Origin of the sequence: Clostridium sp. SY8519 (genome assembly GCF_000270305.1) — a bacterium.
GTDB lineage: Bacteria > Bacillota > Clostridia > Lachnospirales > Lachnospiraceae > SY8519.
Map to the genome: position 1 here is coordinate 35,545 of NC_015737.1, position 23,460 is coordinate 59,004.

The 23,460-nt window shown below is 50.9% G+C and carries 18 protein-coding genes; 2 read left to right on the forward strand and 16 right to left on the reverse strand.

The annotated features are described in order from the left end of the window. Positions 1 to 198 precede the first annotated feature (198 nt). From CXIVA_RS00175 to clpX, 8 genes are all read right to left on the reverse strand, one after another. A complete protein-coding gene (locus CXIVA_RS00175; protein ID WP_013975986.1) occupies positions 199 to 717 on the reverse strand; it encodes an NUDIX hydrolase in 519 nt (172 codons plus the stop codon). A 95-nt stretch (positions 718 to 812) separates the two neighbouring features. Continuing rightward, on the reverse strand, positions 813 to 2,231 hold the full coding sequence (locus tag CXIVA_RS00180; RefSeq protein WP_013975987.1) for an amidophosphoribosyltransferase: 1,419 nt from the start codon (positions 2,229 to 2,231) through the stop codon (positions 813 to 815). Positions 2,232 to 2,329: 98 nt separating this feature from the next. Continuing rightward, positions 2,330 to 3,352 carry an N-acetylmuramoyl-L-alanine amidase gene (locus CXIVA_RS00185; RefSeq protein ID WP_013975988.1) on the reverse strand — a complete coding sequence of 341 codons (1,023 nt, stop codon included), beginning with the start codon at positions 3,350 to 3,352 and terminating at the stop codon, positions 2,330 to 2,332. Positions 3,353 to 3,371: 19 nt separating this feature from the next. Continuing rightward, a complete protein-coding gene (locus CXIVA_RS00190) occupies positions 3,372 to 4,031 on the reverse strand; it encodes an HAD-IA family hydrolase (RefSeq protein ID WP_013975989.1) in 660 nt (219 codons plus the stop codon). A gap of 134 nt (positions 4,032 to 4,165) precedes the next feature. After that, a complete protein-coding gene (gene rd, locus CXIVA_RS00195) occupies positions 4,166 to 4,324 on the reverse strand; it encodes a rubredoxin (protein WP_013975990.1) in 159 nt (52 codons plus the stop codon). A 130-nt stretch (positions 4,325 to 4,454) separates the two neighbouring features. Next, positions 4,455 to 5,567, reverse strand: a complete 1,113-nt coding sequence (locus CXIVA_RS00200; protein ID WP_013975991.1) for a sulfotransferase — start codon at positions 5,565 to 5,567, stop codon at positions 4,455 to 4,457. Between the two features lie 23 nt (positions 5,568 to 5,590). Continuing rightward, positions 5,591 to 6,721: a transglutaminase domain-containing protein gene (locus CXIVA_RS00205; RefSeq protein ID WP_013975992.1), complete on the reverse strand. Its 1,131-nt coding sequence runs from the start codon at positions 6,719 to 6,721 to the stop codon at positions 5,591 to 5,593. Positions 6,722 to 6,848: 127 nt separating this feature from the next. Next, positions 6,849 to 8,351: an ATP-dependent Clp protease ATP-binding subunit ClpX gene (clpX, locus tag CXIVA_RS00210; protein ID WP_013975993.1), complete on the reverse strand. Its 1,503-nt coding sequence runs from the start codon at positions 8,349 to 8,351 to the stop codon at positions 6,849 to 6,851. A gap of 234 nt (positions 8,352 to 8,585) precedes the next feature. On the opposite strand from clpX, the gene CXIVA_RS00215 reads away from it, so the two are divergent. Further along, positions 8,586 to 11,075, forward strand: coding sequence for an alkaline phosphatase family protein (locus CXIVA_RS00215; protein WP_013975994.1), 2,490 nt, complete (start codon positions 8,586 to 8,588; stop codon positions 11,073 to 11,075). A gap of 138 nt (positions 11,076 to 11,213) precedes the next feature. Here CXIVA_RS00215 and udp read toward each other — a convergent pair whose 3' ends face one another. Together udp and cysK are read right to left on the reverse strand one after the other, a co-directional pair. Further along, a complete protein-coding gene (udp, locus tag CXIVA_RS00220; RefSeq protein ID WP_013975995.1) occupies positions 11,214 to 11,993 on the reverse strand; it encodes a uridine phosphorylase in 780 nt (259 codons plus the stop codon). A gap of 179 nt (positions 11,994 to 12,172) precedes the next feature. Beyond that, on the reverse strand, positions 12,173 to 13,105 hold the full coding sequence (gene cysK / locus CXIVA_RS00225; protein ID WP_013975996.1) for a cysteine synthase A: 933 nt from the start codon (positions 13,103 to 13,105) through the stop codon (positions 12,173 to 12,175). A 268-nt stretch (positions 13,106 to 13,373) separates the two neighbouring features. On the opposite strand from cysK, the gene CXIVA_RS00230 reads away from it, so the two are divergent. After that, a complete protein-coding gene (locus CXIVA_RS00230; protein WP_013975997.1) occupies positions 13,374 to 13,808 on the forward strand; it encodes an Rrf2 family transcriptional regulator in 435 nt (144 codons plus the stop codon). A gap of 99 nt (positions 13,809 to 13,907) precedes the next feature. Here CXIVA_RS00230 and CXIVA_RS00235 read toward each other — a convergent pair whose 3' ends face one another. From CXIVA_RS00235 to CXIVA_RS00260, 6 genes are all read right to left on the reverse strand, one after another. After that, positions 13,908 to 14,681, reverse strand: coding sequence for an arginase family protein (locus CXIVA_RS00235; protein ID WP_041727500.1), 774 nt, complete (start codon positions 14,679 to 14,681; stop codon positions 13,908 to 13,910). A gap of 49 nt (positions 14,682 to 14,730) precedes the next feature. Next, positions 14,731 to 15,525 carry an anaerobic sulfite reductase subunit AsrB gene (gene asrB, locus CXIVA_RS00240; protein ID WP_041728015.1) on the reverse strand — a complete coding sequence of 265 codons (795 nt, stop codon included), beginning with the start codon at positions 15,523 to 15,525 and terminating at the stop codon, positions 14,731 to 14,733. A gap of 88 nt (positions 15,526 to 15,613) precedes the next feature. Next, complete coding sequence (asrA, locus tag CXIVA_RS13610) at positions 15,614 to 17,482, reverse strand: anaerobic sulfite reductase subunit AsrA (protein ID WP_013976000.1); 1,869 nt, start codon at positions 17,480 to 17,482, stop codon at positions 15,614 to 15,616. Further along, positions 17,475 to 18,113, reverse strand: a complete 639-nt coding sequence (locus CXIVA_RS00250) for a 4Fe-4S dicluster domain-containing protein (protein ID WP_013976001.1) — start codon at positions 18,111 to 18,113, stop codon at positions 17,475 to 17,477. The genes asrA and CXIVA_RS00250 overlap by 8 nt, the downstream gene beginning before the upstream one ends. A gap of 24 nt (positions 18,114 to 18,137) precedes the next feature. Then, positions 18,138 to 20,939 (reverse strand): molybdopterin-dependent oxidoreductase, encoded by a 2,802-nt coding sequence (locus CXIVA_RS00255; RefSeq protein ID WP_013976002.1) that lies wholly within the window; start codon positions 20,937 to 20,939, stop codon positions 18,138 to 18,140. A 309-nt stretch (positions 20,940 to 21,248) separates the two neighbouring features. Then, positions 21,249 to 22,670, reverse strand: coding sequence for an MATE family efflux transporter (locus CXIVA_RS00260; RefSeq protein WP_013976003.1), 1,422 nt, complete (start codon positions 22,668 to 22,670; stop codon positions 21,249 to 21,251). Positions 22,671 to 23,460 lie beyond the last annotated feature (790 nt).

The window sequence follows — 23,460 nt, forward strand, 5'->3', positions numbered from 1 at the left end:
ATAAACATCTTGTATTTTTGCTAATATTTTAACAACACTTTGCACAAAACTTATTTCTTACATAATATATCATTTTTATGCATAACATGCGAAGTGTTTTTGTATGCATAACTGACTTTTCCGTCAAAAAAAGGCCATGGGGGTTCCACCGTTATCACATGGTGGAACCCCCATGGCCTGTCTTCTGCTTTTTTGTCTTTACTGCTCCGCAGGATCTGTTTCAAAAGCCTGGCGGATACTGTCATAGTGCAGGAAAATTCCTTCCCGGGCATATGCTCTGATCTCATCCAGGGTCGCGATCTGAAATCCGTCTGTCTCGGACTCCTGGGCGTGGACATCGGACTCGTCAAAATCCAGCACGAACCGATAGACATCGACGAAATAATTGTCTCCTTCTCCGGGATTTTCCCGATGATAGGTAAACAGATATCCGCCGTCCGCATGCCGCACATCCAGTCCTGTCTCCTCTTTGACTTCTCTGCACACGGCATCAAAGGAGGACTCGCCTGCCTGGGCAGCCCCGCCGGACACTTCCCACCAGCCCGGCGCCCAGGCTTTGGTCATCACGCGGCGGGTGATCAGAAACCGGCCGTCCGGACGCGCGATCACGCCCAGTACCGTAAGATGATACTCATCGTCCTTCAGGCACCAGTCATTCCGTTTCATTTTCCGGCCGGTGAGCTGTTTGTTTTTATCATAAATATCCCAGTATTCCATAATTCTTTTTCTCCGCTGTCCGCTCTGCCTGTTCCAGGCGGACGTATTACTTGTTCTGTTCTGCTCTTCTGCGCGGTATTCCGGTGAAACGAGGTCTATTCCCTTCCGTCCCAACAATATGTGCAGAGCTTGCACCGGTCTATGCCGGTGGAATCCAGCATATCATCCAAACGGTTGTATGCCAGGGACGTAAAATTCAGCTGCTGCCGGATGCGCTCCAGCATTTTCGCGTATTCCGGCGTATCCGGATCCGCGTAAACGGAAAGGGTCTCTATATCTTCTACGATACGCCCTTCTTCTTCATTGATGACTCTTCTGGCAATCAGTTCCATTTCAGAAGTGGAGCGGGAGAAGTTCAGATATTTGCAGCCAAATAATATCGGCGGGCAGGCCGGCCGGATATGCACTTCCTTTGCCCCGCTGGCATACAGGAATTCTGTGGTTTCCCGCAGCTGCGTGCCCCTTACGATCGAATCATCGATCAGGAGCAGCCGCTTATTTTCGATCAGTTCATGCACCGGGATCAGCTTCATCTTGGCGATCAGATCCCGTCGCTTCTGGGTCGGCGGCATGAAAGAACGGGGCCAGGTAGGGGTATACTTGATAAACGGGCGCGCAAAGGGAATGCCGGACGCGTTGGAATATCCAATGGCGTGTCCCAGGCCGGAATCCGGTACGCCTGCCACCACATCAATATCTTCCTTCGTCATTCCGTCCCGCTGTGCCAGCAATTCTCCGCAGCGGTTGCGCATCCGTTCAACGGACACCCCTTCGTAGCTGGAAGACGGATAGCCGTAATAAACCCATAAAAAGGTACAGATCTTCATGTCCGTACCGGGTTTTACCAGGGTAGTCACAGCATCCGGCGTCATGACAGCGATCTCACCCGGACCCAGCTCCCGATAATCCGTGTATTCCAGATTCAGATAAGCAAATTCCTCGAAGGAAGCGCAGAATCCCTCTTTTTTCTGTCCGATCACCAGGGGCGTCCTGCCCTTTTTGTCCCGGGCACAGTAGATTCCTTTGGGCGTCATTACCAGAATGGTCATGGATCCGTCGATCATCTCCTGGGCGAATCGGATCCCTTCCACCAGATTTTCCTTCTGGTTGATCAGTGTGGCCGTCAGCTCTGTCTTGTTAATCTCGCCGCCGCTCATTTCCAGGAAATGGGCATGACCGTCTTCAAAGACTTCCGCAATCAGCTCTTCGGTATTGTTGATCTTGCCCACAGTAGTGATCGCGTATGTCCCGTGATGCGAACGGACAATCAGCGGCTGCGGGTCATAATCCGAAATGCAGCCGATCCCCATGTGCCCCTGCATCTGTCTGACGTCTGATCCGAATTTGGTACGGAACGGAGAGTTTTCAATATTATGGATGGAGCGGTTAAATCCATCCTCCCCGTATACTGCCATGCCCGCTCTTCTGGTCCCGAGATGTGAATGATAATCTGTTCCGTAGAACAGGTCAAAGACGCAGTCCTCTTTCAGGGCTGCCGCAAAGAATCCTCCCATTATGCCTCCTTGCTGCTCCGGGCAGGTGTCCTGCCGCAGCTGTCGTATTTGCCGTATTTACATAGACAAATCATTATACCATGTACAGCTAAAATACGCTACGCAAAGTACTGGTCAATTCCGTCAGCGATACCGTCGGCAAGTTTTTTCTGATAAGAAGGATCCGCCATCTGCTGATCTTCCCGCGGATTGGTCATATAGCCCAGTTCCACCAGTGTCACCGGAATTTTGCTCCAGTTATTTCCGGAAAGATCGTTCCGTTCTACCACGCCTTCGCTTCTGGCACCGGTGGCGGCACAGAGATGTCGGATCACATCGGAAGAAAGCTTTCTGCTCTTTTTGTAAAGGCCCGCGTTATATCGGTTGGAAGGGCTCATGCAAATGGCCATGGCGCCGTGGGCGCTGCTGTCACTGACCCCATTGGCGTGAATCCGGACATAGATTTCCGCTCCGGAGCGGTTGGCCAGTTTTGCCCGTTCCACATTGCTTATATTGACATGATTGGAGGTGCGGGTCATCACCACCCGATAGCCCCTGCTTTTCAGGGCCGTCTGCAGCCTTTTGGAAACCTGGAGGTTCAGTTCGTATTCATTCAGCCCTGTCACCGTACCGGATGTGCCGGAGGCAACTTTTGCCTTTTTTTCGGAGGAACCGGGGCCTACCGGTTCTGTTTCGGAATTGCCCCGGGCCTGATGGCCGGGATCAATACATACCGTATGACCGCTGCCGGTTTTTTCCGCGGTTTTCTCCTCATTCGACGGCTTCTTTGCCTGTTTCCCGTCGGCGGCATTTTTCCGGGAGCCGTCAGTTTCGGAGTTTTCCCCGATGCCGGAAGTTTCCCCGGTGCCGGATTTTTTCCCGGTATCGGAGGATTCTGCCTTTTTCTCTGTGCCTTCCGCTCCCGTCTTTTTCTCCGTCTCCGCTGTACCGGATGTGCGCTCGGAAGCGGAGGATCCTGCCTCTTTCCCGGCGGATGTCTCCGCTTGCTGCTGTGTATCCGCTGCAGTCTTCTGTCCGGGAGCTGTTTCCTGTGTATGCCCGCCGCCGCAGGCAGTCAGCATTCCTGCAGCAGCTGCCAGTATCCCGGCCGCTGCCAGTTTTCGCATTTGTTTTCCTGTCATACGTATCCTTCCTCCCTGATCAGCTGAGGCGTCCCACAATCATCCGAAGCAGATCCTTCGGCTCCCGGGCAATACTCTGCGCCTCATTTTCCAGCAGGAATTTTTCATCCCGGAATCCCCAGCTGACGGAAATGCTGTCCATCCCCGCGTTCTGCGCCGTCCGGATGTCCACATCCGAATCCCCGATATAGACGCCTTCTACCGGATCCATGGACAGCTGGCGGCAGACAGAAAACACGGAGTCCGGCGCCGGCTTCCTGCGGATTCCTTCCCGTTCGCCTACTGTGATATCGAAAATCCCGTCAAAAAAATGGGTGCAGAGCTTCTGCACCGGCGCGTCTGCCTTGTTGGAAACAACGGCAAGCTTGACGCCGATATGCTTCAGCATCAGCAGCACCGATTTGATATCGTCATAGGGCCGGGTCAGATCCATGCAGTGCCGGCTGTAATGACTGCGGAATTCCCGGAAAACCTTCTCCTCCAGCGCCGGATCTGTCCCCACCGGCACAGACCGGCTGATGAGAGTTCGGATTCCGTTTCCCACATCTTCCCGCACTTCTTCCAGAGTTCTCCGAGGCAGATTTTCCGCTGCCAGAGCATAATTAACGCTCATGTGAAGATCCCCTAATGTATCTAAGATTGTTCCGTCAAGATCAAAAACTGCTAATCTATAATCCATACTATTACTTCCTTATACAAAACTATCTGAATCGTAATTTTTTTACTCTTCATTACTTTTTAATGGATTATTCTACACGAAACAAATAAAAAATACAAGGAGCCTTTTTCAGGCTCCCTGTATCCATTCCTGCATTATTCTGCCGGCTTGAAGTCATCTTTTGCCGCGCCGCAGATCGGACAGCACCAGTCATCCGGAAGATCTTCAAATGCTGTGCCGGGTGCTACACCGTTATCCGGGTCGCCGACTTCCGGATCATATATATATCCGCAGGGTTCACATTCGTATTTCATCTATAAGGCTCCTTTCTTTTTATCTGAAATCAGACTCGCATACAGCCCATTCCATATGCTACCCTGATTCTATCACAGAACACCGTTTAATATAAGACTTTTTTTGTATATTTTCAAAAAGATTTCCTGCTCAGTCCTGCTGCATCTGATATCCGTAATAATCAAAATAAAAATCCAGTCGGTCGTTGATCTTGCGTCGGATTCTGTCCTCCAGCTGGAAGTGATTTTTCTGGTAATTCTTCTGGCTGTCCAGATAATCTTCAAAATAGGGTCTGGCTTCCGCATATCCCTCCAGCTGCAGCTGCTGATAGATCTTCCGGAGATAGGCTTCCGGATCCTGGCAGAAGTCTTCATATCGGATGTCGATATGATCCTCCGGTTTCATTTCTTCCAGTTCATGGATTGCCTTGCGGTAGACACGGGCGCACAGGTCGATGGAAACATCCTCAATCACTTCCCTGGGAGCCGGCGTATTCAGGCAGAAATTATCCATTTCTTTGGTAAACATATTGATGGTGGACGGAATCAGCGCATAGGGATGCCGGAAAATATTGATAAACTTGGCCGCCGGATAGCACTTCTTCAGGGCATCAATCCGACAGGTATTCTCCGGACTCTTCAGAAGCAGCTGTTTCCCGTCTTTGACAAAGGTGGCTTTTTTCAGAATATAGTCATACGCTCTGCGCCACTGGCGTTTTTTTCTGCTGCTCTGCTCACTGATAAACGCAGTTTCAATATATTTGGTGCCTCTGCCCCCGTCCGGAAACACCAGCATATGGCTGATGGCCTGCGTAGATATGGTGGCCTGGGCAAATACCTCTTCCATCGGAAGATCTGTGGTGTATTCCAGGTTGTCCATCGGGCGGGCTCCCTTAAGAAACACATTCATGTATTTTTCCAGAATCGGCCGCAGCAGAATGCTGTTGTTGAACGTCACGGTATTCACCGGATCAAACCAGGCAAACTGAGGGTCCCTGGTCAGAAGATTCTGCAGAAACGTGGTCCCTGAACGCCAGAATCCCACTATGTATATCGGGTCTTTCTTCAGTCGGGTGGCCTTGATCCTACGGTCATAGATCAATTTTTCCGCCAATGCCGGCGGTGTCAGCAGGGAAATCACAAAAGTCATAAAGGCCGCCTGGGGCCGGTTCTCTCTGGTAATCGGATTGTCACGCAGCAATGCGATCCAGTTACCCAGGGTACATCCCATCAGATTGTGGGAAAGGTTTAGTTTCTTTTCCATGGTTGCTTCTTGTCTTCGCTTTCTCAGTTCTCTTTTTCCCATTGATCCGGAAAGATCATAAGCAGGGAGCGGCTGTCCATACTGTCCACATACTGAAACGCCTTCAGCTGCGGGCAGAAATCCGCCACATGATAGTCTTCCACGAAATATTGTATCACTTGTTCATATAAATCCATAGAAGAAAATTTCAGCTGGATGCTGCTTGCCCCCTGGAGATATTTCTTCTGAATGGCCTTGCCGATGGCCTGCCGGTCAAATTCGGAAAAATACAGCTTCTCATGGACAAAATAATTGTCTTTGACTGCTGTGCATTTCGGCAGTTTGATCATGTCGGAAGCCGTATGGGTGTCCTGTATGTCTGCAGTGGTGGCTCCCAGATAATTGTAATTGATATATTTTTCTGTCTGGTTCTCATTCCCGTTCTGGGAAAAAGCATATTGGGAATTGCCCCAGGTCACATCTACATAGTAATACGCCCCGTCCATCCTGACAAGATTCCAGGCGTGATTAATGCCTCTTGCCCTGCCTTCCACGGTGGTACAGGAAACTCCCAGTTTTTTCAGAAGATACTGCATGCCGTAGGCATATCCCTGGCAGACTGTTCTTCTGCCCAAAAAGGTACTGATGATATTCTGGCTGTTCGGCGCGCTGCTGTCATAATCCACCGTACGGATCAGGGTGTCATAGCAGTACTTTACCTTATCATAATCTGTGCCGTCCCGGGGCGCGTCTTTCAGGATGCCCTTTACTTTTTTGTTGATTTTTTTTCTGCAGCTGTCAATCTTTTCCTCCGACATCGTATATTTGGGTGAAATATCAATGGCCTGGATTTTTCCGTCTTTTTTATAAAGCTCATAGGACAGGTTTTTCACCCAGAAAAACTCCTCATGATCACACCGGACTGCCTGCCAGGATTTTTTCAGGACTTTCAGGCTGGACGTGGCCAGACGCACATCTGATTTTCTGTGTTTGACGGTATCCACCATCTGATCATAAACCAGCTTTTCATTGTCCGTCAGCGTCCGGTAGGCATACAGTTTTTCTGAGTCACTGGGCACCTCCAGGAGTCCGTCACTGGCAAAAAGCTGACTGACCGCATGCTGTCTGCCGCATCCCGACGCAAGGAGCAGAACCGCCAGAACGATTACAACCAACCGTATCCATCTTCTTTTGTTCCCGTTTGATTCTTTTCCCTGTTTCAATCGTTTCCCCGCATTCTGCCGACGCATGATCCCCGGCATCCGTCCTCAGGTCCGAAGTCCTGCCCTGGTGTATGCGGACTCAGACTTCCGCTGCCGGACGCTTTTCCGGAAGTTCTGCCTTCTTTTCATATTCACGCATTGTGATAACCGGGCCGCCGGTCTTTTCAATGTATTCTTCTGTGATGGTTACGCCGCCGATCTCATCATCTTTCGGAATTTCATACATAATATCCAGCATGTAATCCTCAAGAATCGACCGGAGTGCCCGGGCGCCCACTTTACGCTCTTTGGCTCGTCTGGCAATGGCATGCAGCGCCCCGTCGGTAAAGGTCAGTTTCACTTCATCCATGGCCAGCAGCTTCTGATACTGTTTAATAATGGCGTTTTTCGGTTCTTTCAGGATACGTACCAGCATGTCTTCCGACAGCGGATCCAGTGAAAATAAGATAGGAAGCCGGCCGATGAATTCCGGTATCATGCCAAACCGCCGGATGTCTTCCGTGGTCACATATTTGAGCAGATTCGTCTCATTGTCGTACTTATCCTTCAGGTCCGCGATAAATCCCATGGAGGAATGCCTGGTCAGCCGCTCTTTGACAATATCCTCCAGGCCGGGAAAGGCCCCGCCGCAGATAAAAAGAATGTTGGAGGTGTCCACTGTAGTCATCGGAACCATGGCATTTTTGCTGGCGGCTCCTACCGGTACTTCAATTTCTGCGCCTTCCAGGAGTTTCAGCATGCCCTGCTGTACCGATTCCCCGCTGACATCTCTCTGGGTGGCGTTCTGTTTTTTCGCCAGTTTGTCGATTTCGTCAATAAATACGATTCCGTGTTCCGCCCGTTCCACATCATTGTCTGCGGCTGCCAGCAGTTTGGACAGTACGCTTTCGATATCATCACCGATATAACCGGCCTCGGTCAGAGATGTGGCATCCGCAATGGCAAGGGGCACATTCAGCAGTCTGGCCAGTGTTTTCACCAGATAGGTCTTGCCGCAGCCTGTGGGGCCGACCATCAGCATATTGGACTTTTCGATCTCCACCCCGTCATCTTCCATCGTCATGGAAGCCACGCGCTTGTAATGATTGTATACTGCCACGGACATCACCTTCTTGGCGTAATCCTGTCCGATCACATATTCGCTGAGTTTTGCCTCGATTTTATGTGGCGCGGGAATCTTTGTGATATCAATTTCCGCTTTTTGCTCCGCGGCTTCTTCTTTTTTCTTTTTTTTCGGTTTGATCTTCGGCTGGGCGCCTGCCAGTTTCTGAAGGTCCGACAAATTCATAAAGCTTATATTCGGTGTCTTGCCGCCGGCAAACAGATCTCCGATATTCAGACCATCCAGGCCGGGAAAATTCATCTGGTTCATGCTGTCAAAGGTTTTCTGCATGCAGTCCTGACAGATGCATATATGATTCGGAATATGGATCAGTTTGCCGGCAATGCTTTCCGGACGCTTGCACATGTAGCAGACGTCTTCATATCCCCCGTCATCCTTATGTTCGGTATCAGCATCAGTCACTTCCGTATCCTTGGGATCGACTGTTTCTGTGTCCTGTAAGGTTTTGTCGTCTTCCATCTGTTCCTCCTTATAAAATCAGGCTTTTCCGCCCGCAACAAACTTCTGCATATTGGTGTTAATGATACCACAGCTTTCCTTGCCATTTCAACCGAATCCCGTGAAACCACAGATAAATTTAACAATTATTTTATTGACTTTTTACCTACATAAGTCTACCATATCGGAAGGTATGATTTTAATTACGTTATATGTGTAGAGCTATGTGCATTTTTACAGCGGAGGCGTTTTTTTATGAAACCGATCAAACATCTGATCCATCACTGCACTGCCCGACTGGCAGAGCGATTTCCGAATAACAAATTCCTAAACGGTGAGCGTAAGGCCAAACGACTGGCCCGACAGGCGGAGTTCCGCCGGAAGTTCCATATCTTCCTGGAAAAACCTGCTGTCAGGTTCATGAGCAAATACTCGCTTTTCTTTCATATTATATTAGCCTGCGCGCTGGTTCTGATTATCGAGACCTGCTCCAGACACTCCCTGCTCTCGGCATTTTCCTTCGCATTTACGTCGCCGCTGGCATTTTTATACAACGCGCTCTTAGTCTTTGCGTCTCTGCTGCTGGTCTATCTCTTCAAGCGCAGAATGCTGTTTCGGATTGTAATCTCCGTATTCTGGGTGCTGCTGGGCGTTGTCAACGGCATTATCCTGGCATCCCGCGTGACGCCGTTTAATTTCACCGATCTGAAGCTGATCAGCGATTTGCTGGCCATGAAAAATTCCAAATATGTCACGGTCGGGGAATCCGTACTTATCCTCTGCTGCCTGATCGCAGTCGTTGTTTTTATCGTATTCATCGCAGTACGGGGTCCGAAATTCCACGGCAAAATTCACAGAGTCCGCAACCTGCTTGGTCTGGTGGCCTGCCTGGCGGTCATTCCCTTTATTACCAAAGGCGCGATCCACTCAGACATTCTGTCCGGTTACTTCGGCAACCTGGCACAGGGCTACCAGGATTACGGCTTTGTTTACAGTTTTTCCGCCAGCGTAGTGGATACCGGCATGAAAAAACCTTCCAATTACAGCCAGTCTACGGTAAACCAGATCCTGCAGACCGAGTCAAAGAAAAAGACTTCTATAGGCTCCAAGGACCAGCCGAATATCATCTTCGTGCAGCTGGAGTCCTTTATTGACCCCAACGAACTGACCTTCCTGAAATACTCCAAGGATCCCACACCGAATTTCCACAAACTGCGGAGCAATTATTCCAGCGGCTATCTGACGGTTCCTGTGGTAGGCGCCGGTACGGCCAACACAGAATTTGAAGTGATGACAGGTATGACCCTGAAGTACTTCGGTCTGGGAGAATACCCGTTCAAAACGGTCCTCAAATCTTCCACCAGTGAAAGCATTGCCACGGATCTGCACAACATCGGTTACGGTACACACGTCCTGCACAACAACGGCGGTAACTTCTACAGCCGTGCCACGGTATTCCGCAACCTGGGCTTTGACTCCTTCACCAGCAAGGAAGAGATGAACATCACGAAATACAACGAAATCAACACATGGCCCGCGGATGACATCCTTGTCAGCGAAACAAAAAAGACCATGGATTCTACCAAAAATAAGCCTGACTATATTTATACCATTACCGTACAGTCCCATGGCAGCTATCCGACAGAAAAAGTCTTCACAAATCCGGAAATCAAGGTAACCGGCGGTGACACCACAGAAAAAAACAACCAGTGGGAATATTACATCAACGAAATTCACGAAGTGGACAACTTTGTGGGCAATCTGATCCAGATGCTGTCCAAACGTGACGAAAAGACTCTGGTTGTCTTCTACGGCGATCATCTTCCTACCATGGGTCTGGAGGAAAAAGATGTCAAAAGCGGCAACCTGTTCCATACGGTCTACGCCACCTGGGACAACTTCGGCCTGGCGAAAAAGAACAAAAATGTAACCACCTATCAGCTGTCCTCTTACATCACCAATCGTCTGGGCATCCACGAAGGCACCATTTTCAAATACCATCAGACCGCAATGAGCAGCGGAGACGATAAGAAAAGCAGCTATCTCTCCCGCCTGCAGCAGCTGCAGTATGACCTGCTTTACGGCGGCAATTACGCCAACGGCGGCAAGGATATGCCTGCTTCCGACCTGGAGATGGGGGTACAGAACGTCACCATCCGCTCCCTGGCTCTGAAACAGTCCGGCAGCTCATCCGCTGATACGCAGCAGCAGGCCTCCAATACCAACGAAAAATCCGTCAACAAGGCAGCGGAACAGGCCCAGAAATCTGAGAAGAAATCCGCTTCCAAATCCGGCCAGGCGGACAGTCTCACCCCGAAAGTTGCCACTGCGCCCCCCGGTACCGACTCTGCCGCGGACACCTCTTCCGCAGAGGAAGAAACGGAACCTGTCATTTCCATCAAGGGTAAAAACTTTACCCCCTGGAGCAAGGTATATATCAACGGTTCCGCAGTTTCAACCACCTATGTTTCCGGTTCTGAACTGGAAATCAGCCCGGACGCCCTTTCTGACGGCTGCAAAATCTGTATCCAGCAGATGGGTTCCGGCGACACCGTGTTCCGCCGTTCCAATACCATCACTTTGGCAAAAACAGCGGATCTGACTGCCATCACCAATGATCCGTCCACCGCTTCCGGAAAATATTCGGACACCTCAAAGGATCTGACAGACGCTGAATCCTCCGAAGCAGGTAACAGCGCAGAAAATACAGATACGAACCACGCGGCGGATACTGATAAAAACTGATCCGGTCCTCCGCAGCGTATCTTTCCGCTTTCAGAATCAACCGCCGCCAGGCGCACATTTACAAAAAGGCAGCCACAGATCCCAACGATCCGTGGCTGTCTTTCTGTCTTTCTGTCTGTGCGATCCGGATGCCTTGTGTCAGCAGTCAGTCTTCCGGTCGGCGCGGATCAGTTCCCTGACCGCCGCTATGGCTGTTTTTATCGCTGCTTCCGTATCATGTACCACCGGATTCGGCAAACCCGCTTTCTCCCGCTCCTGATTGGCCATAACCAGCAGCACAGAACCGGCACGCACATGCAGCGCGCTGGCCACGATAAAGATGGCTGCCGATTCCATTTCCGAGGCAATACAGCCGAGACGTTTCCAGGCTTCCCATTTTTCTTCCAACATGGCGCCCACAGGCATCCGCTCCGGTTCATGCTGTCCGTAAAAAGAATCTTTGCACTGCACTACCCCGGTATAAGCACGAAATCCGCAGCTGTCTGCCCCCCGGCGCAGGGCTTCCACCACATCCTGGCTGGGTACGGCCGGGAACTCAATCGGCGCATATTCCCGACTGGTTCCCTCCGCGCGGATTGCTCCCGTGGCAATGGCCAGGTCGCCCCCCAGAATCTCCGGCTGCATTCCTCCGCAGGTTCCCACCCGAATCAACGTGCGGGCACCCGCCTGTACCAGCTCCTCCACAGCAATAGCCGCAGAGGGTCCGCCGATTCCGGTGGAGGTGACGCTGACTGCCGTACCGTCCAGCATCCCTGTATAAGTCACATATTCCCTGTGGTCCGCCACCAGACGGGGCTGTTCCAGGTGTTCCGCGATCTTGCTGCAGCGCTTGGGATCCCCCGGCAGGATCACATATTCTCCCACTTCTCCCTTTCGAATCTGCAGGTGGTACTGCAGTCCTTCTTCCGCATAATGCATTTTTCTTCACTCCTTGTCTGTCTGCTTCCTGCAGCCGGTTTTCTTCCGGACTGCCCTGTATTTCCACTATACCACGGCAGATCAGAGAGCGCCAGGCAGATCCCGCGTGGAATCTGCCTGGCGCTCCGCATTCATTGTTAATATTCTTATTCTTAAGAAGGACTTTTCTGTTATCTGTATTATTTATCCGCAAACAGCTCGGTGGATAAATATCTGTCTCCGGTATCCGGAAGCAGCGCTACAATTGTCTTGCCCTTGTTTTCCGGGCGTTTTGCCAGCTCTGCGGCAGCCCATACAGCGGCTCCGGAAGAAATGCCTACAAGGAATCCCTCTTCCCGCGCTACTTCTCTGCCTACTTCAAAGGCTGCGTCATTTTCTACGGTAATGATTTCATCATAAACAGAAGTATCCAGTGTCTCCGGAACAAATCCTGCGCCGATTCCCTGGATCTTATGGGAACCGCCTTTGCCGGTAGACAGTACCGGTGAAGATGCCGGTTCTACTGCTACGATCTTCACATTCGGGTTCTTGGATTTCAGATACTGTCCCACACCGGTAACGGTACCGCCTGTACCTACGCCGGCTACAAAAATATCTACTTTTCCCTCTGTGTCTTCCCAGATCTCCGGACCTGTGGTAGCCTTATGGGTCGCCGGATTTACCTGGTTGGTAAACTGACCCGGAATAAAGCTTCCCTCAATCTCAGCTGCCAGTTCATTTGCCTTGGCGATGGCGCCCTTCATACCCTTGCTGCCTTCTGTCAGAACCAGCTCTGCGCCATATGCTTTCATCAGGTTGCGGCGCTCGATGCTCATGGTCTCCGGCATTACAATAATGATCCGGTATCCCTTGGCTGCTGCTACAGAAGAAAGTCCGATACCGGTATTGCCGGAAGTGGGCTCGATGATTACAGAGCCTTCTTTCAGCTGTCCGTTCTTCTCTGCTTCCTCAATCATGGATTTGGCGATACGGTCTTTTACTGATCCGGCCGGATTGAAGTATTCCAGCTTGCCTAACACAGTCGCCTCCAGATGGTTGGCTTTGGAATAATTTGCCAGCTCTACTAAAGGTGTTTTTCCTACAAGGTCTAAGATTGATTTGTAAATTGCCATATTTTTTTACCTCACATACTGTTAAATCAATTTGAAGTTATCTGTAAGTCAATTGCTATGCATTGAATATATCACCATTACCCCAGTAAGTCAATAGGCAATGTGAGTTTTTATTTTTTTCTTTACTTCCGCCGGCAGTCATTGCATTTTTTCATGTTTTATGCTATCTTAAATTCATAAACACATAGTAAAAACCTAGGCGTTGTTAAACAGAGGCGCCGGTTTGCTGATACACCAATCAGAAGGACATAACAGGAGGACATACCCTATGAAGATTTCAACAAGAGGACGCTATGCGCTTCGCATGATGCTGGATCTGGCGGAACACTACAGCGACGAATACATTTCATTAAAGGAGATCTCCAAACGTCAGGATATTTCCAAAAAATACATGGAACAGATCATCCCCATGCTGAACCAGGGACATCTGCTGCGTACCGCCAAAGGACAGCATGGCGGCTACCGCCTGGCCCGGCTTCCGCGGGAGATCACACTGCGTGAAGTTGTTTCCTGCGCGGAGGGCGGCATTAACATCATCGACTGCCTGGCAGACGAGGTCAACCAGTGTCCCCGGGCCGAGACCTGCATGACCCTGCCGATCTGGGAAGGCTTGAACAAAACAATCAATGATTACCTGGAGTCCTACACTCTGCAGGATATCCTGGACCGCCAGGCCAGTGACATGGGAACCTATGTCATTTAACAGCATCCAGCCACGGACTGAACGCTGCACTGACGGAAAAAGGCATCGACTGAAAAAGCACTGCCGCGAAAGAATTTCTTTCTTCCGCGGCAGTGCTTTTTACCGTTTTTCCTGTCTGGCTGACGCCTGAAACCATTCCATGATCTGCCGATTCACATGGTCACTGGCAAGAATAGTGCCGGCAGCGGCCTGTTCCGGATCCGGCTCCCCGCAGACATCCATTCCACAGATGGGCCTCTTCTGCCGGGCCAGTTCCAGAACCGCCAGCAGTTCTTCCATGGTCATGGTCCCCTGATCCCAGTCTGTTTCCAGGACGGATGGCGCCAGCACATCCTTATCCACGGAAACATACAGCAGCCTGTCGGAACTGTCCGGCTCTGCTTCCAGCCACCGGCTATCTGCCAGCGCCTCTGCTGCCGTCAGCATCTGATACACGCCTTCGCATTCCGGATCAACCGAAGATTTCAGCTCCGGATCCGCCCCTACCAGAAAGACCCGCCGCAGATCCCCGTTTGTCTGTATACTGTCAAGGATCCAGGATCCGCAGCTTAAGATATCTCCGAATGCCGGCCGCTGCATATCTGTGTGATGATCAAAGACGAGCAGGTCAAAGGGTTCCTGTATTTTTTCTGTCCAGAATCCGGTCAGATAGTGATAATTGCCGGAATCCAGATAATGCAGCCCTTCGGCCGGGCAGTCCGCCATCCGGCGGCGGATCCGGTCTGCCGCCTCGTCCGAGCAGTATCCTCTGGTTCCGGAAATATCCTTCAGTTCCATCCGGGAACCGGCCTGCTTCCAGAACTCCTCCCGGTCATAGATACCGGTCAGATTCATCAGAATCACCGGCATGGGCATCTGTTTCTCCTTTTCCATGAATGCATTCTCTCCCTGCCGCGGCACCGCTGCGGCTGGTTTGCACCGATCAGTCGATGAGGCGGCCTTTTGTATCTTTGTAATTAAACACCGGTCCTTCCAGGCATACATAGGTGTCATTAATCTTGCAGTGACCGCATTTGCCGACACCGCATGACATCTTGCGCTCAAAGGAAACCCAGATTTTGTCCTCCCGGGCACCGTTTTTCAGACATTCCAGCGCTGAAAAATGCATCATCACCGGCGGCCCCACAATGACAATATTATAGTCTTCGAAGGAACGGATGGGCACTTTGCCGATATGCGCCGTCACCATGCCGGTTTCATAGCCTTCTTCCACTTCGTTGTCCAGGGTCACGATCATGCGAAATCTGGATTTGAACTTATTGATCTCTTCTTTAAACAATACCGCATCTTTGTTCTTAAATCCAGCGATAACAGTTACTGATTTGCAGACTTCCGGATGATCATAGAAATGATTGATCAGCGTCATTACCGGAGACATGCCGGTTCCGCCGCAGATAATCAGCAGATCCTTGTTTTCAAACTTTTCCGCCGGAAAATGATTGCCGTAAGGCCCCCGCAGGAAAATGCTGCGTCCCGGCTCCAGCCGGAAAATCTCCTGGGTCAGCATCCCCACATTGCGGATGGTAAATTCCACGTATCCCGGTCCCTTTCCGCTGGCGGAAATCGGCGCCTCTCCCACCTTCGGAAGAGACAGCATGAAGAACTGTCCGTAATCCGGTTCCACATCACAGGAAACCCGGAAGGTATATTCCGTTTCGGTATGTTTCAGCACATTTAAAATCTTGTGCGGCGTCGGAAGTAATATATTCTTGCTCATGGTATGCTCCATTCCGCCGCCCTTCTGGCGGCCTGTTCTGTTTCCGTCCCGTCTGCCGGCATCCCCGCCGGCGCGGCTGTCCGGTCTATTATTCCTCTGTCTTTTCCTGCTGCAGGTTCACACGGGCTGCCTGAGCCGAATCAAATACCCAGGAATTTGCCTGGGCCGCTTCTTCTTCCTGGCGGGCCTTCCGCTCTGCCTTGATCGCTTCCACCCCGTCATGGAGCCGGTTTACCGTATCAATAAAGGAAATATCCTCCGGACACCGTGTGGTGCATCTTCCGCAGCCCACACACATATGATCGCTGCCGCCAAAGCGTTTTCTGTAATCGTAGGTCTTGTGCATGGCTTTAAACCGCATCATTTTATCCGGTTTCGGCCGGTCAATATGACCGCCTGCCGTTTTGGAAAACTCCGGCAGCATGCAGGAGGACCAAACCCTGCGCCGCTGTCCGTTCAGGCTGTTTTCCTCATCCAGGAAATCCACCGTTTCAAAACAGCTGCAGGTCGGACATACCGCATTGCATCCGCCGCAGCTGATGCACTGGTCATTATACTCCTTCCAGAAGGGCAGGTCGTTGATCTCCTGCATCATGCAGGGATCATCGATGTCCGGTACCCGCATTTTTTTCCGGTTTTCCTGAATAAACCGCGGTTCATAACTGCAGGCTTCCTCTCCTTCAAAGAATTCGAAGAATTCCGCGTCTGCCACCTGCACCTCAATAAATCCCTTGACCCAGGCCGGCTTCTGCTCCTCCCCGCCGTTCGGGTCAGTACCGTTCTGATTTCCCAGGCTCACTGCCATACTGTAATGGGACGTCTGATTCGACCCCATCGAAGCACAGCAGCAGTTTTCCCAGCTTTCCGGGCATTCCAGCAGAACAAACCGGACTTTTTCCCGCAGCCGCTCATAATAGACGTCCGAATTGCCGCCGTTTGCCAGAAACATATTGTCCAGCCGTCTGGTTCCCTCAATATCACAGGGACGGGCGAAAATAATGATTCCTTTCGGGTCATTATTCAGATTCTCCACGATACTGTCTTCCCGGAACCGGAAAATCGTCTGGGAAATCGGATAATACACTTCCTTCGGTGAAAAATCCGACTGCTCGCTGTTGACGATCTCATCGATGGAATTCAGTTCCTGATAACGGATGACAGAACTTCCGTCACTGCGGTAGCGGCCGGGAACCCGCTTCGGGCCATAGATATTGTAGTCATTTTTCAGCCGGTCCACAATCTGATCCAGCGTTCTGCGGCTGACCAGGTAGCTGCGCTTTTCATTGCTTCTGGCCTTCAGTTCGGAAATCATGGTCTCAAGCAGGAAACTGTCGAACTGAATGAATCCGGTGGTCAGCTGACCTACCATGCGGTAAAACTCCGTATCCGCATACCGCTTAATGTCCAGACAGAATTCCGGAATCCAGTTCAGAAGATGGCGGTTCAGGAAGCCCCGCTGTTCTTCCAGGCCAAAGAGCTGCTCGGTATGGTGACAGGTTTCGTCACACAGAAATGCCATATACTCCAGCTCAATGGCGATATGATCTTCCATCAGACCATCCTGCATATTGCCCAGTTCCAGTCCTTTATCCCGGTACAGCTGGCTTACCTCACTCCAGGCATCCTGCATCATAATACGCTTCGGACTGGTATACACTGATTCATAAGGAAAGGCCGCTTCTCCCTCGGCGCGTCCCGCCCCCAGGAAGGTACTGGCAAAGTCCGCTGCCAGATCGTCCAGCGATTCTCCCATGTCATATTTGAAATATTCGTTCAGCCGGATTACCGCGTCCTGCAGTTCCGTAATGGAGGTCACATCCAGATCTTCCTGAAATTTCACATGCTTTAACTGCTCGTAAAATTCCTGGTCCACCTCCCGCTCAAACAGGCGGGCAAAAAAACGGTAGAGCTTTTCCCGGTTGCGCATCAGTCTGTAGATATCAAAACGATCACTCATAATATTTTTTTCCTCCTTTTCCGAAGGATACCACGTCCAGTTCCTGCGGGAGGATATCCTGCCATGCCGCATGTTTCAGAATATAGCGCGCGGAGGGATGATTTCCGAAATCCTGGAACTGGAAGACATGATCCTCTCCCGCTTCTGCCAGAAGTCTGGAAACTTCACTGTCCGGATCATTGACATCCCCGTAATGCAGCGCCTTTCCGCTGCAGTTTTTCACGCAGGCCGGTTCTTCTCCGTTCGCCCGTTCCTGAAAGCAAATGGTGCATTTATCCATATTATTCCTTGCTTCGCTAAAGGTGTTCGCATGATACGGGCAGGCATTGTTGCAGCTGTGGCAGCCGATGCACTTCTCCCGGTCGATTTTCACGACACCGTCGCTTTCATTTTTATAGATCGCCCCGGTGGGACATACCCGGGCACAGACCGGTTCCTCGCACTGCTGGCACATGGTGGGAAGAAAATACATTTCAAGATTCGGATAGGTTCCGGTGGGACCTACCTTCCGTACTTTGATCCGGTCCGATCCCAGGGGTGTGCCGTTTTCCATCTTGCAGGCCACCTGGCATCCCTTGCAGCCAATGCAGCGATCCAATTCAACTACAAACGCTAACTGTTTCTTTCTCATTCTGCTGCTCCTTCTTATCTATCTCTATTCCTGCATTCCGTCGTTCCGGCACAGATACTCCGGTATTCTCGCTGAAACCGCGCGTTTCTTCCTGCTTTTTTTCTGTCCGGCAGTGCCTCCGCCGACAGATTTTTTCTTTTCACTGTCATCTCCGGGCGCAGGCAGAGGGGTCGGGTCCGAAGGCTGCGCAAGCCATGCCTTGAAGTCCTGCGGCCGCTTCCAGATCCCTTCCGGCGCGCTTTCCGACGGATAGACCTTCACCAGAAAGCCGCGAAGGGTATAGGTTCCCACCACATCATTAAACGGCGCGTCCGCCTTTGTCAGTACATTGACATTCATTTCTTTCCATCCGTGGGTCGGGCTGTTTAACGTCTCCGGATTCCAGAAACGTTCCATGTATACGGTACCCGGTTTGATGCCCTCGGTGACGGAAACCACCGTGCGGATTCTGCCACGCTGGGATTCCACCCAGGCCCACTGGCCGTCTTCCAGGCCATAACGCTCCGCATCCGCCGGATACATCCACAGTTCCGGAATTGGATAGATTTCCCGCAGCCATGCCACATTCCGCAGTGTATTATGATGGAAAAACGGTACACGGCCGCCGGTCATAACCAAAGGATATTCCTGTGCGATTCCTTCTTTATCTCTGGGACTCTCGTAAGGCTCCATGTAATAGGGAAGCGGATCATAGTCCACCGATGCCGGCGGAAGTTCGCATTTCGCAAACGGCTTGCCGGTTCGTCCCAGTTCGATCATGCTCTCCAGGTACAGCTCGCATTTCCGGGAAGGCGTCTGAAATCCCTGCGGCTTTCCGGTCTTCGGATCCGTCTTTTTGTAGACGTAATACTCTTTCCACTCTTCCTTCGGCATATAAGTATACGGTGTCTTTTCCTTCAGTTCGTCAAATGTCAGGCCGATTCTGCCCAGGAAATGATCCCACAGATCGGTCACTTTGTCCCAGTAGGGAAGGTTTTTGCCCATAAATTCCGGATCAAAGGCCCGTTTGCAGTCCTCATCCCCCAGTTCCGCACATTTTCTGGCCAGATCTGACCAGATCTGCGTTTCATCCTTGGTTTCCCACAAATGCGTCACTGCCTGACGCGCGCAGAGGGTGTTGCAGGTTTCTACGATCATATCGGTCTCCAGCCACTCTTCCGTAGGCAGAAGAATGTCTGCGTAAGCCGAAAATGAAGTAGGATACATATACATGTGAACAATAAAATCCAGCTCATCGATTACACGCTTTACCTTGTTGCTGTCTGCCAACGCTGCCATCTTATTGCCGGAACGGTCGATCCATACCCGCGGCTTATAGGGCTTGCCGGTCAGGACCGCATCCAGCACACTGCTGATATGTCCCGCGTACCAGATATGCAGTCCCTTGTATTCAATGCCGCCCAGCCGTTTTTTCAGCTGTTCATCCGGAAGCAGATCCGCCGCAATGGGCACCGGATAATTGGGCATATCAAAGACGCCGCTGGTCTTAAACCGCTGCATCAGCGCACCCGGACGCTCTACATTGCCCATCAGAAGATCCAGGATCGCGGTACACATGGCTGCCTGCTCCGAGTTAGGGGTCTGATCCGTGGATACGCCGATGGCGATTCCGCTTGGGGTATTCTCCGCGTAAAGACGGATCGCCTTCTCAATCGCCTCCGCATCCAGCTCACAGATATCAGCCGCTTTTTCCAGCGTATATTCCTCTACCCGCTCCCACAGCTGCTCAAATGCCGGGCGGTAAGTTTTTCCGTCAATCTCATAGGTTCCGCGCAGCGCAGGCTGCAGGGATTCATCATAAGGATATGCCATCGGTCTGGCGGAACCCGTCTTTTCATCCCATACCATAAACGTATCCGGCACATCCGGGTCATCACTCCGCTCTGCCCGCAGCAGAAGTTTGCTTTCCACATCCACCAGATAGGGCAGATTCGTCCAGCGAAGCACGAAATCCTCATCGTACAGCTTCTCTTCCAGGATAAACCGGATCCAGGCCATCATCAGCGCCACATCCGTACCCGGGCGAACCGGCAGCCATACATCTGCCTTGGCTGCGTCCGGCGTCAGACGCGGATCGATCACCACGGTCTGCACCCCTTTGGCCCGCAGATCCACCACTGCTCCGCCGCCGCTGGCCGGGCAGGAATAAGAGGGATCCGTTCCCCACAGCACCAGTGTTTTGATGGGAGTATTTTCTGTATCGTAGAGTTCCAGGGAATTGGAATCCGCAATACTGGGATCCACACCGCCATACATCATTGTGTATGCCAGCACCCGGGGCAGATAGCACTGCGCGCAGCCGGGCTCAAACCAGTTCGGCGTTCCGAAAATATTGCAGAACCGGGCAATGCTCCAGATCTCCGGATTGCCGCCGCCTCCGGTGGAACAGAAAACCGCCTCTGCACCGTAGTTTTTCTTGGTGTCGATCAGCTTGCGGGCAATGATTTCCAGCGCTTTGTCCCAGGAGATTCTGCGCCATTTGCCCTCTCCCCGCTTGCCGACACGCAGCATCGGATACTTGTTTCGATTCGGATGATACAGTGCCTGAATGCCGGACAGGCCCTTTGCGCACATCCGGCCTTTGCTCATTTTATCCGCCGGATCTCCTTCCAGCTTTACCACCCGCCCGTTTTTTACGGTAGCGATTACGCCGCAGTTGGCAATGCATGCCCTGCAGCAGGTTTTGATCTTTTTGACTTCATTCTTCGGTGCTTCCGCATTGAAATCCCGGTGGAGAAAGTGTCTGCCCACTTCTACGGATTCATTGATGCCCTCTACTTTCGTGGCCTCGAAAAAATCCTGATATCTGTATGCCGGTCTTCCCATAATCCGCCTCTCCTTCCGCAAAAATTCGCAAGCATAAGAATCTGTGCAACCGGTGTTTCGGTGAAAAATTCAGCTTGCGAATACTCTTGGTATACCATTGGTTTTTCTCTTTTCGAAATAATGATACCATACAGAAAACGGTATTTCAACAAATCAGAGCCGAATCTGAATTTCTGTGAAGATGGTACAATTTTTGCAAAAATGTTTGTGAAAATGCGTGTGGCGGTTTTCCGCTCCTTTGTGAAATGACGTGTGGTTTGAGAAAAAAATTTGTTCACGATGCTGAAGGGAACCCCTGGGGGGGACTCCCTAATTTATGATCGTTTTCATCCAGCTGCCGCTTTTTACCAGGAAATATCCGACGAGCACTTTGATCATTTCCGAAAAAGTCACGATGATAAAAAGCATGTGGATATCCATGGATGTAAAATAAGAAAGCACAAAAGCAAGGGGGATCATAATCACCCATGTGAATACAAAGTCAAACAGAAAAGTGATACCGGTCTTTCCGCCGCTGCGAAGGGTAAAATAGCAGGCGTTGGTATACGACCACATCGGCACCGCAATTGCCTGCACCACAATCATAAAAGCCGCCAGGCGGCGCACCGGTTCCTCCGTATTATAGGCCGCTGGAAACACAAACGCCAGCGGCAGGATACAGAGGCTGAGCAGAACGGAAATCACCATCGTGAAAAAATACAGCCTGGTATTGGTCTCTCTGGCCTCCTCCAGCCGGCCCGCGCCCAGAATCTGCCCGACGATAATTCCGATCCCGGCGCCCATCTGTATAAATACGACATTAAACATATTGTTCAGGGTACTGGCTATGTTGCGGGCCGCCACCACATCCAGACCACGGACCGAATAACACTGGGCAATCACCGTCATGCCGGCCGCCCACATAAATTCATTAAACAAAAGCGGCAGGCTCTTTTTGATCATTTCGCGGATCAGTTCAGGGGCAATATGAAACCCGCGAAACAGGCCAACGATGCATTTATTTTTCTCCGGACAGGCATGCGCCCAGGAAATCATCACTATGGCTTCCACAATCTTCGCGATTACCGTCGCGAGGGCGGCACCGGACACTCCCAGTTCCGGCAGTCCGCATTTTCCGAAGATCAGCCCGTAATCCAGGAAAAAATTCACCCCCAGCGCCGCAAAAGAGGCAATCATAGGGATATGTGTATTTCCGCACTCCCGCTCCACACTGGCATAAGCCTGCCCGATTCCAAAGGGGATCAGGCTGAACAAAACCACGGCCATATATTTTTTTCCATAGGTCAGTGTGGCGGAAACCATGCGGGGCGCATCTTCTTTGCTAAGGAAAAGCGAAATCATGGGATCCGCAAGCAGAGCAAACAGCAGCGCGGCTGCCACACTGGCGATCAGGCATACCAGAATCCGGAAGCGTACGGTGTCCCGCTGGCCCGCATAGTCCCCTTTTCCGTAAAACTGTGCGCCAAAAATACCGGGACCGGAAACAGCCCCAAAGATCGTCAGATTGGCAACAAATACGTATTGGTTGACAATGGATACACCGCTCATCTGCGCGGTCCCGATCTGCCCCACCATTATATTATCCAGCAGACTCACAAAGCTGGTAATAGCTGCCTGCAGGATCATGGGGACGACCAGCTGCAGGACGCGGACGTAAAAGGCCCGGTCGGCCAGATACTTCTGTTTCCAGGAGGGGCGGGATGAATGGATTTGTTGATTTGTTCGTTTCATAGGGTATCTCTTTCCAGATCCAAAGCAGCATTCCGTCAGAGGAGCGAATGCAGTTCGTATTATTATTTTCAATCAGAGAGAAAAAGCCCCTGAACGCCGCATAAATACAGATGTTCAGGGGCTTTCCAAAGCAATGAGGCATCGGGGATTCGAACCCCGGACAACTTGATTAAAAGTCTAACTATAAACCGCATAAGCATAAGGGTTTCCGGAAAAGGTGTTCCTATGGGTGTCCCGTGTCTGAGCCCTTTCCTGCCCATATTTAGCAGTCTGTCTCTCTTTTTATGGCTTTTATTCCGGTTTCTATAAGCTCTAACAAACTGCGCCCAGTGTCTGCCATAAACTCTTGTATCTGTTTCTTCTCATCAGGTGCCACTCTTATATATAATCGTTCCGTCTTTGGGTTATCTGTAGGTCTGCCCATTTTCTTTTTCTCTATAAAAATCACCGTTCCGTTCTCTTGCCATCTCTGTCCCAAGATGATATATTCATCTTGTACAGAGCGGTGGCAAGTACCACCCTGTTTTTGTGGGTTAGAAGCTTTACTATTTCAGTAAGGCTTCTATTTTTTTAATTGTTTCTTCCCTCACTCCGTCATCCTTTAGAATCTGGATGATCAGTTTCAGAACTGTCATAAATTCTATATTTGTCATTTCTTCGTTCATGATTTCTCCTTTCTGGCTCTTGCCCCCGTATTCATTAAGGCCTTCCTTACCTGTTTTTATTATAACTTATGTGCGCACATAAGTCAATATTTTTTTCTAACCGGAAATTGCAATAACAAGTTGAA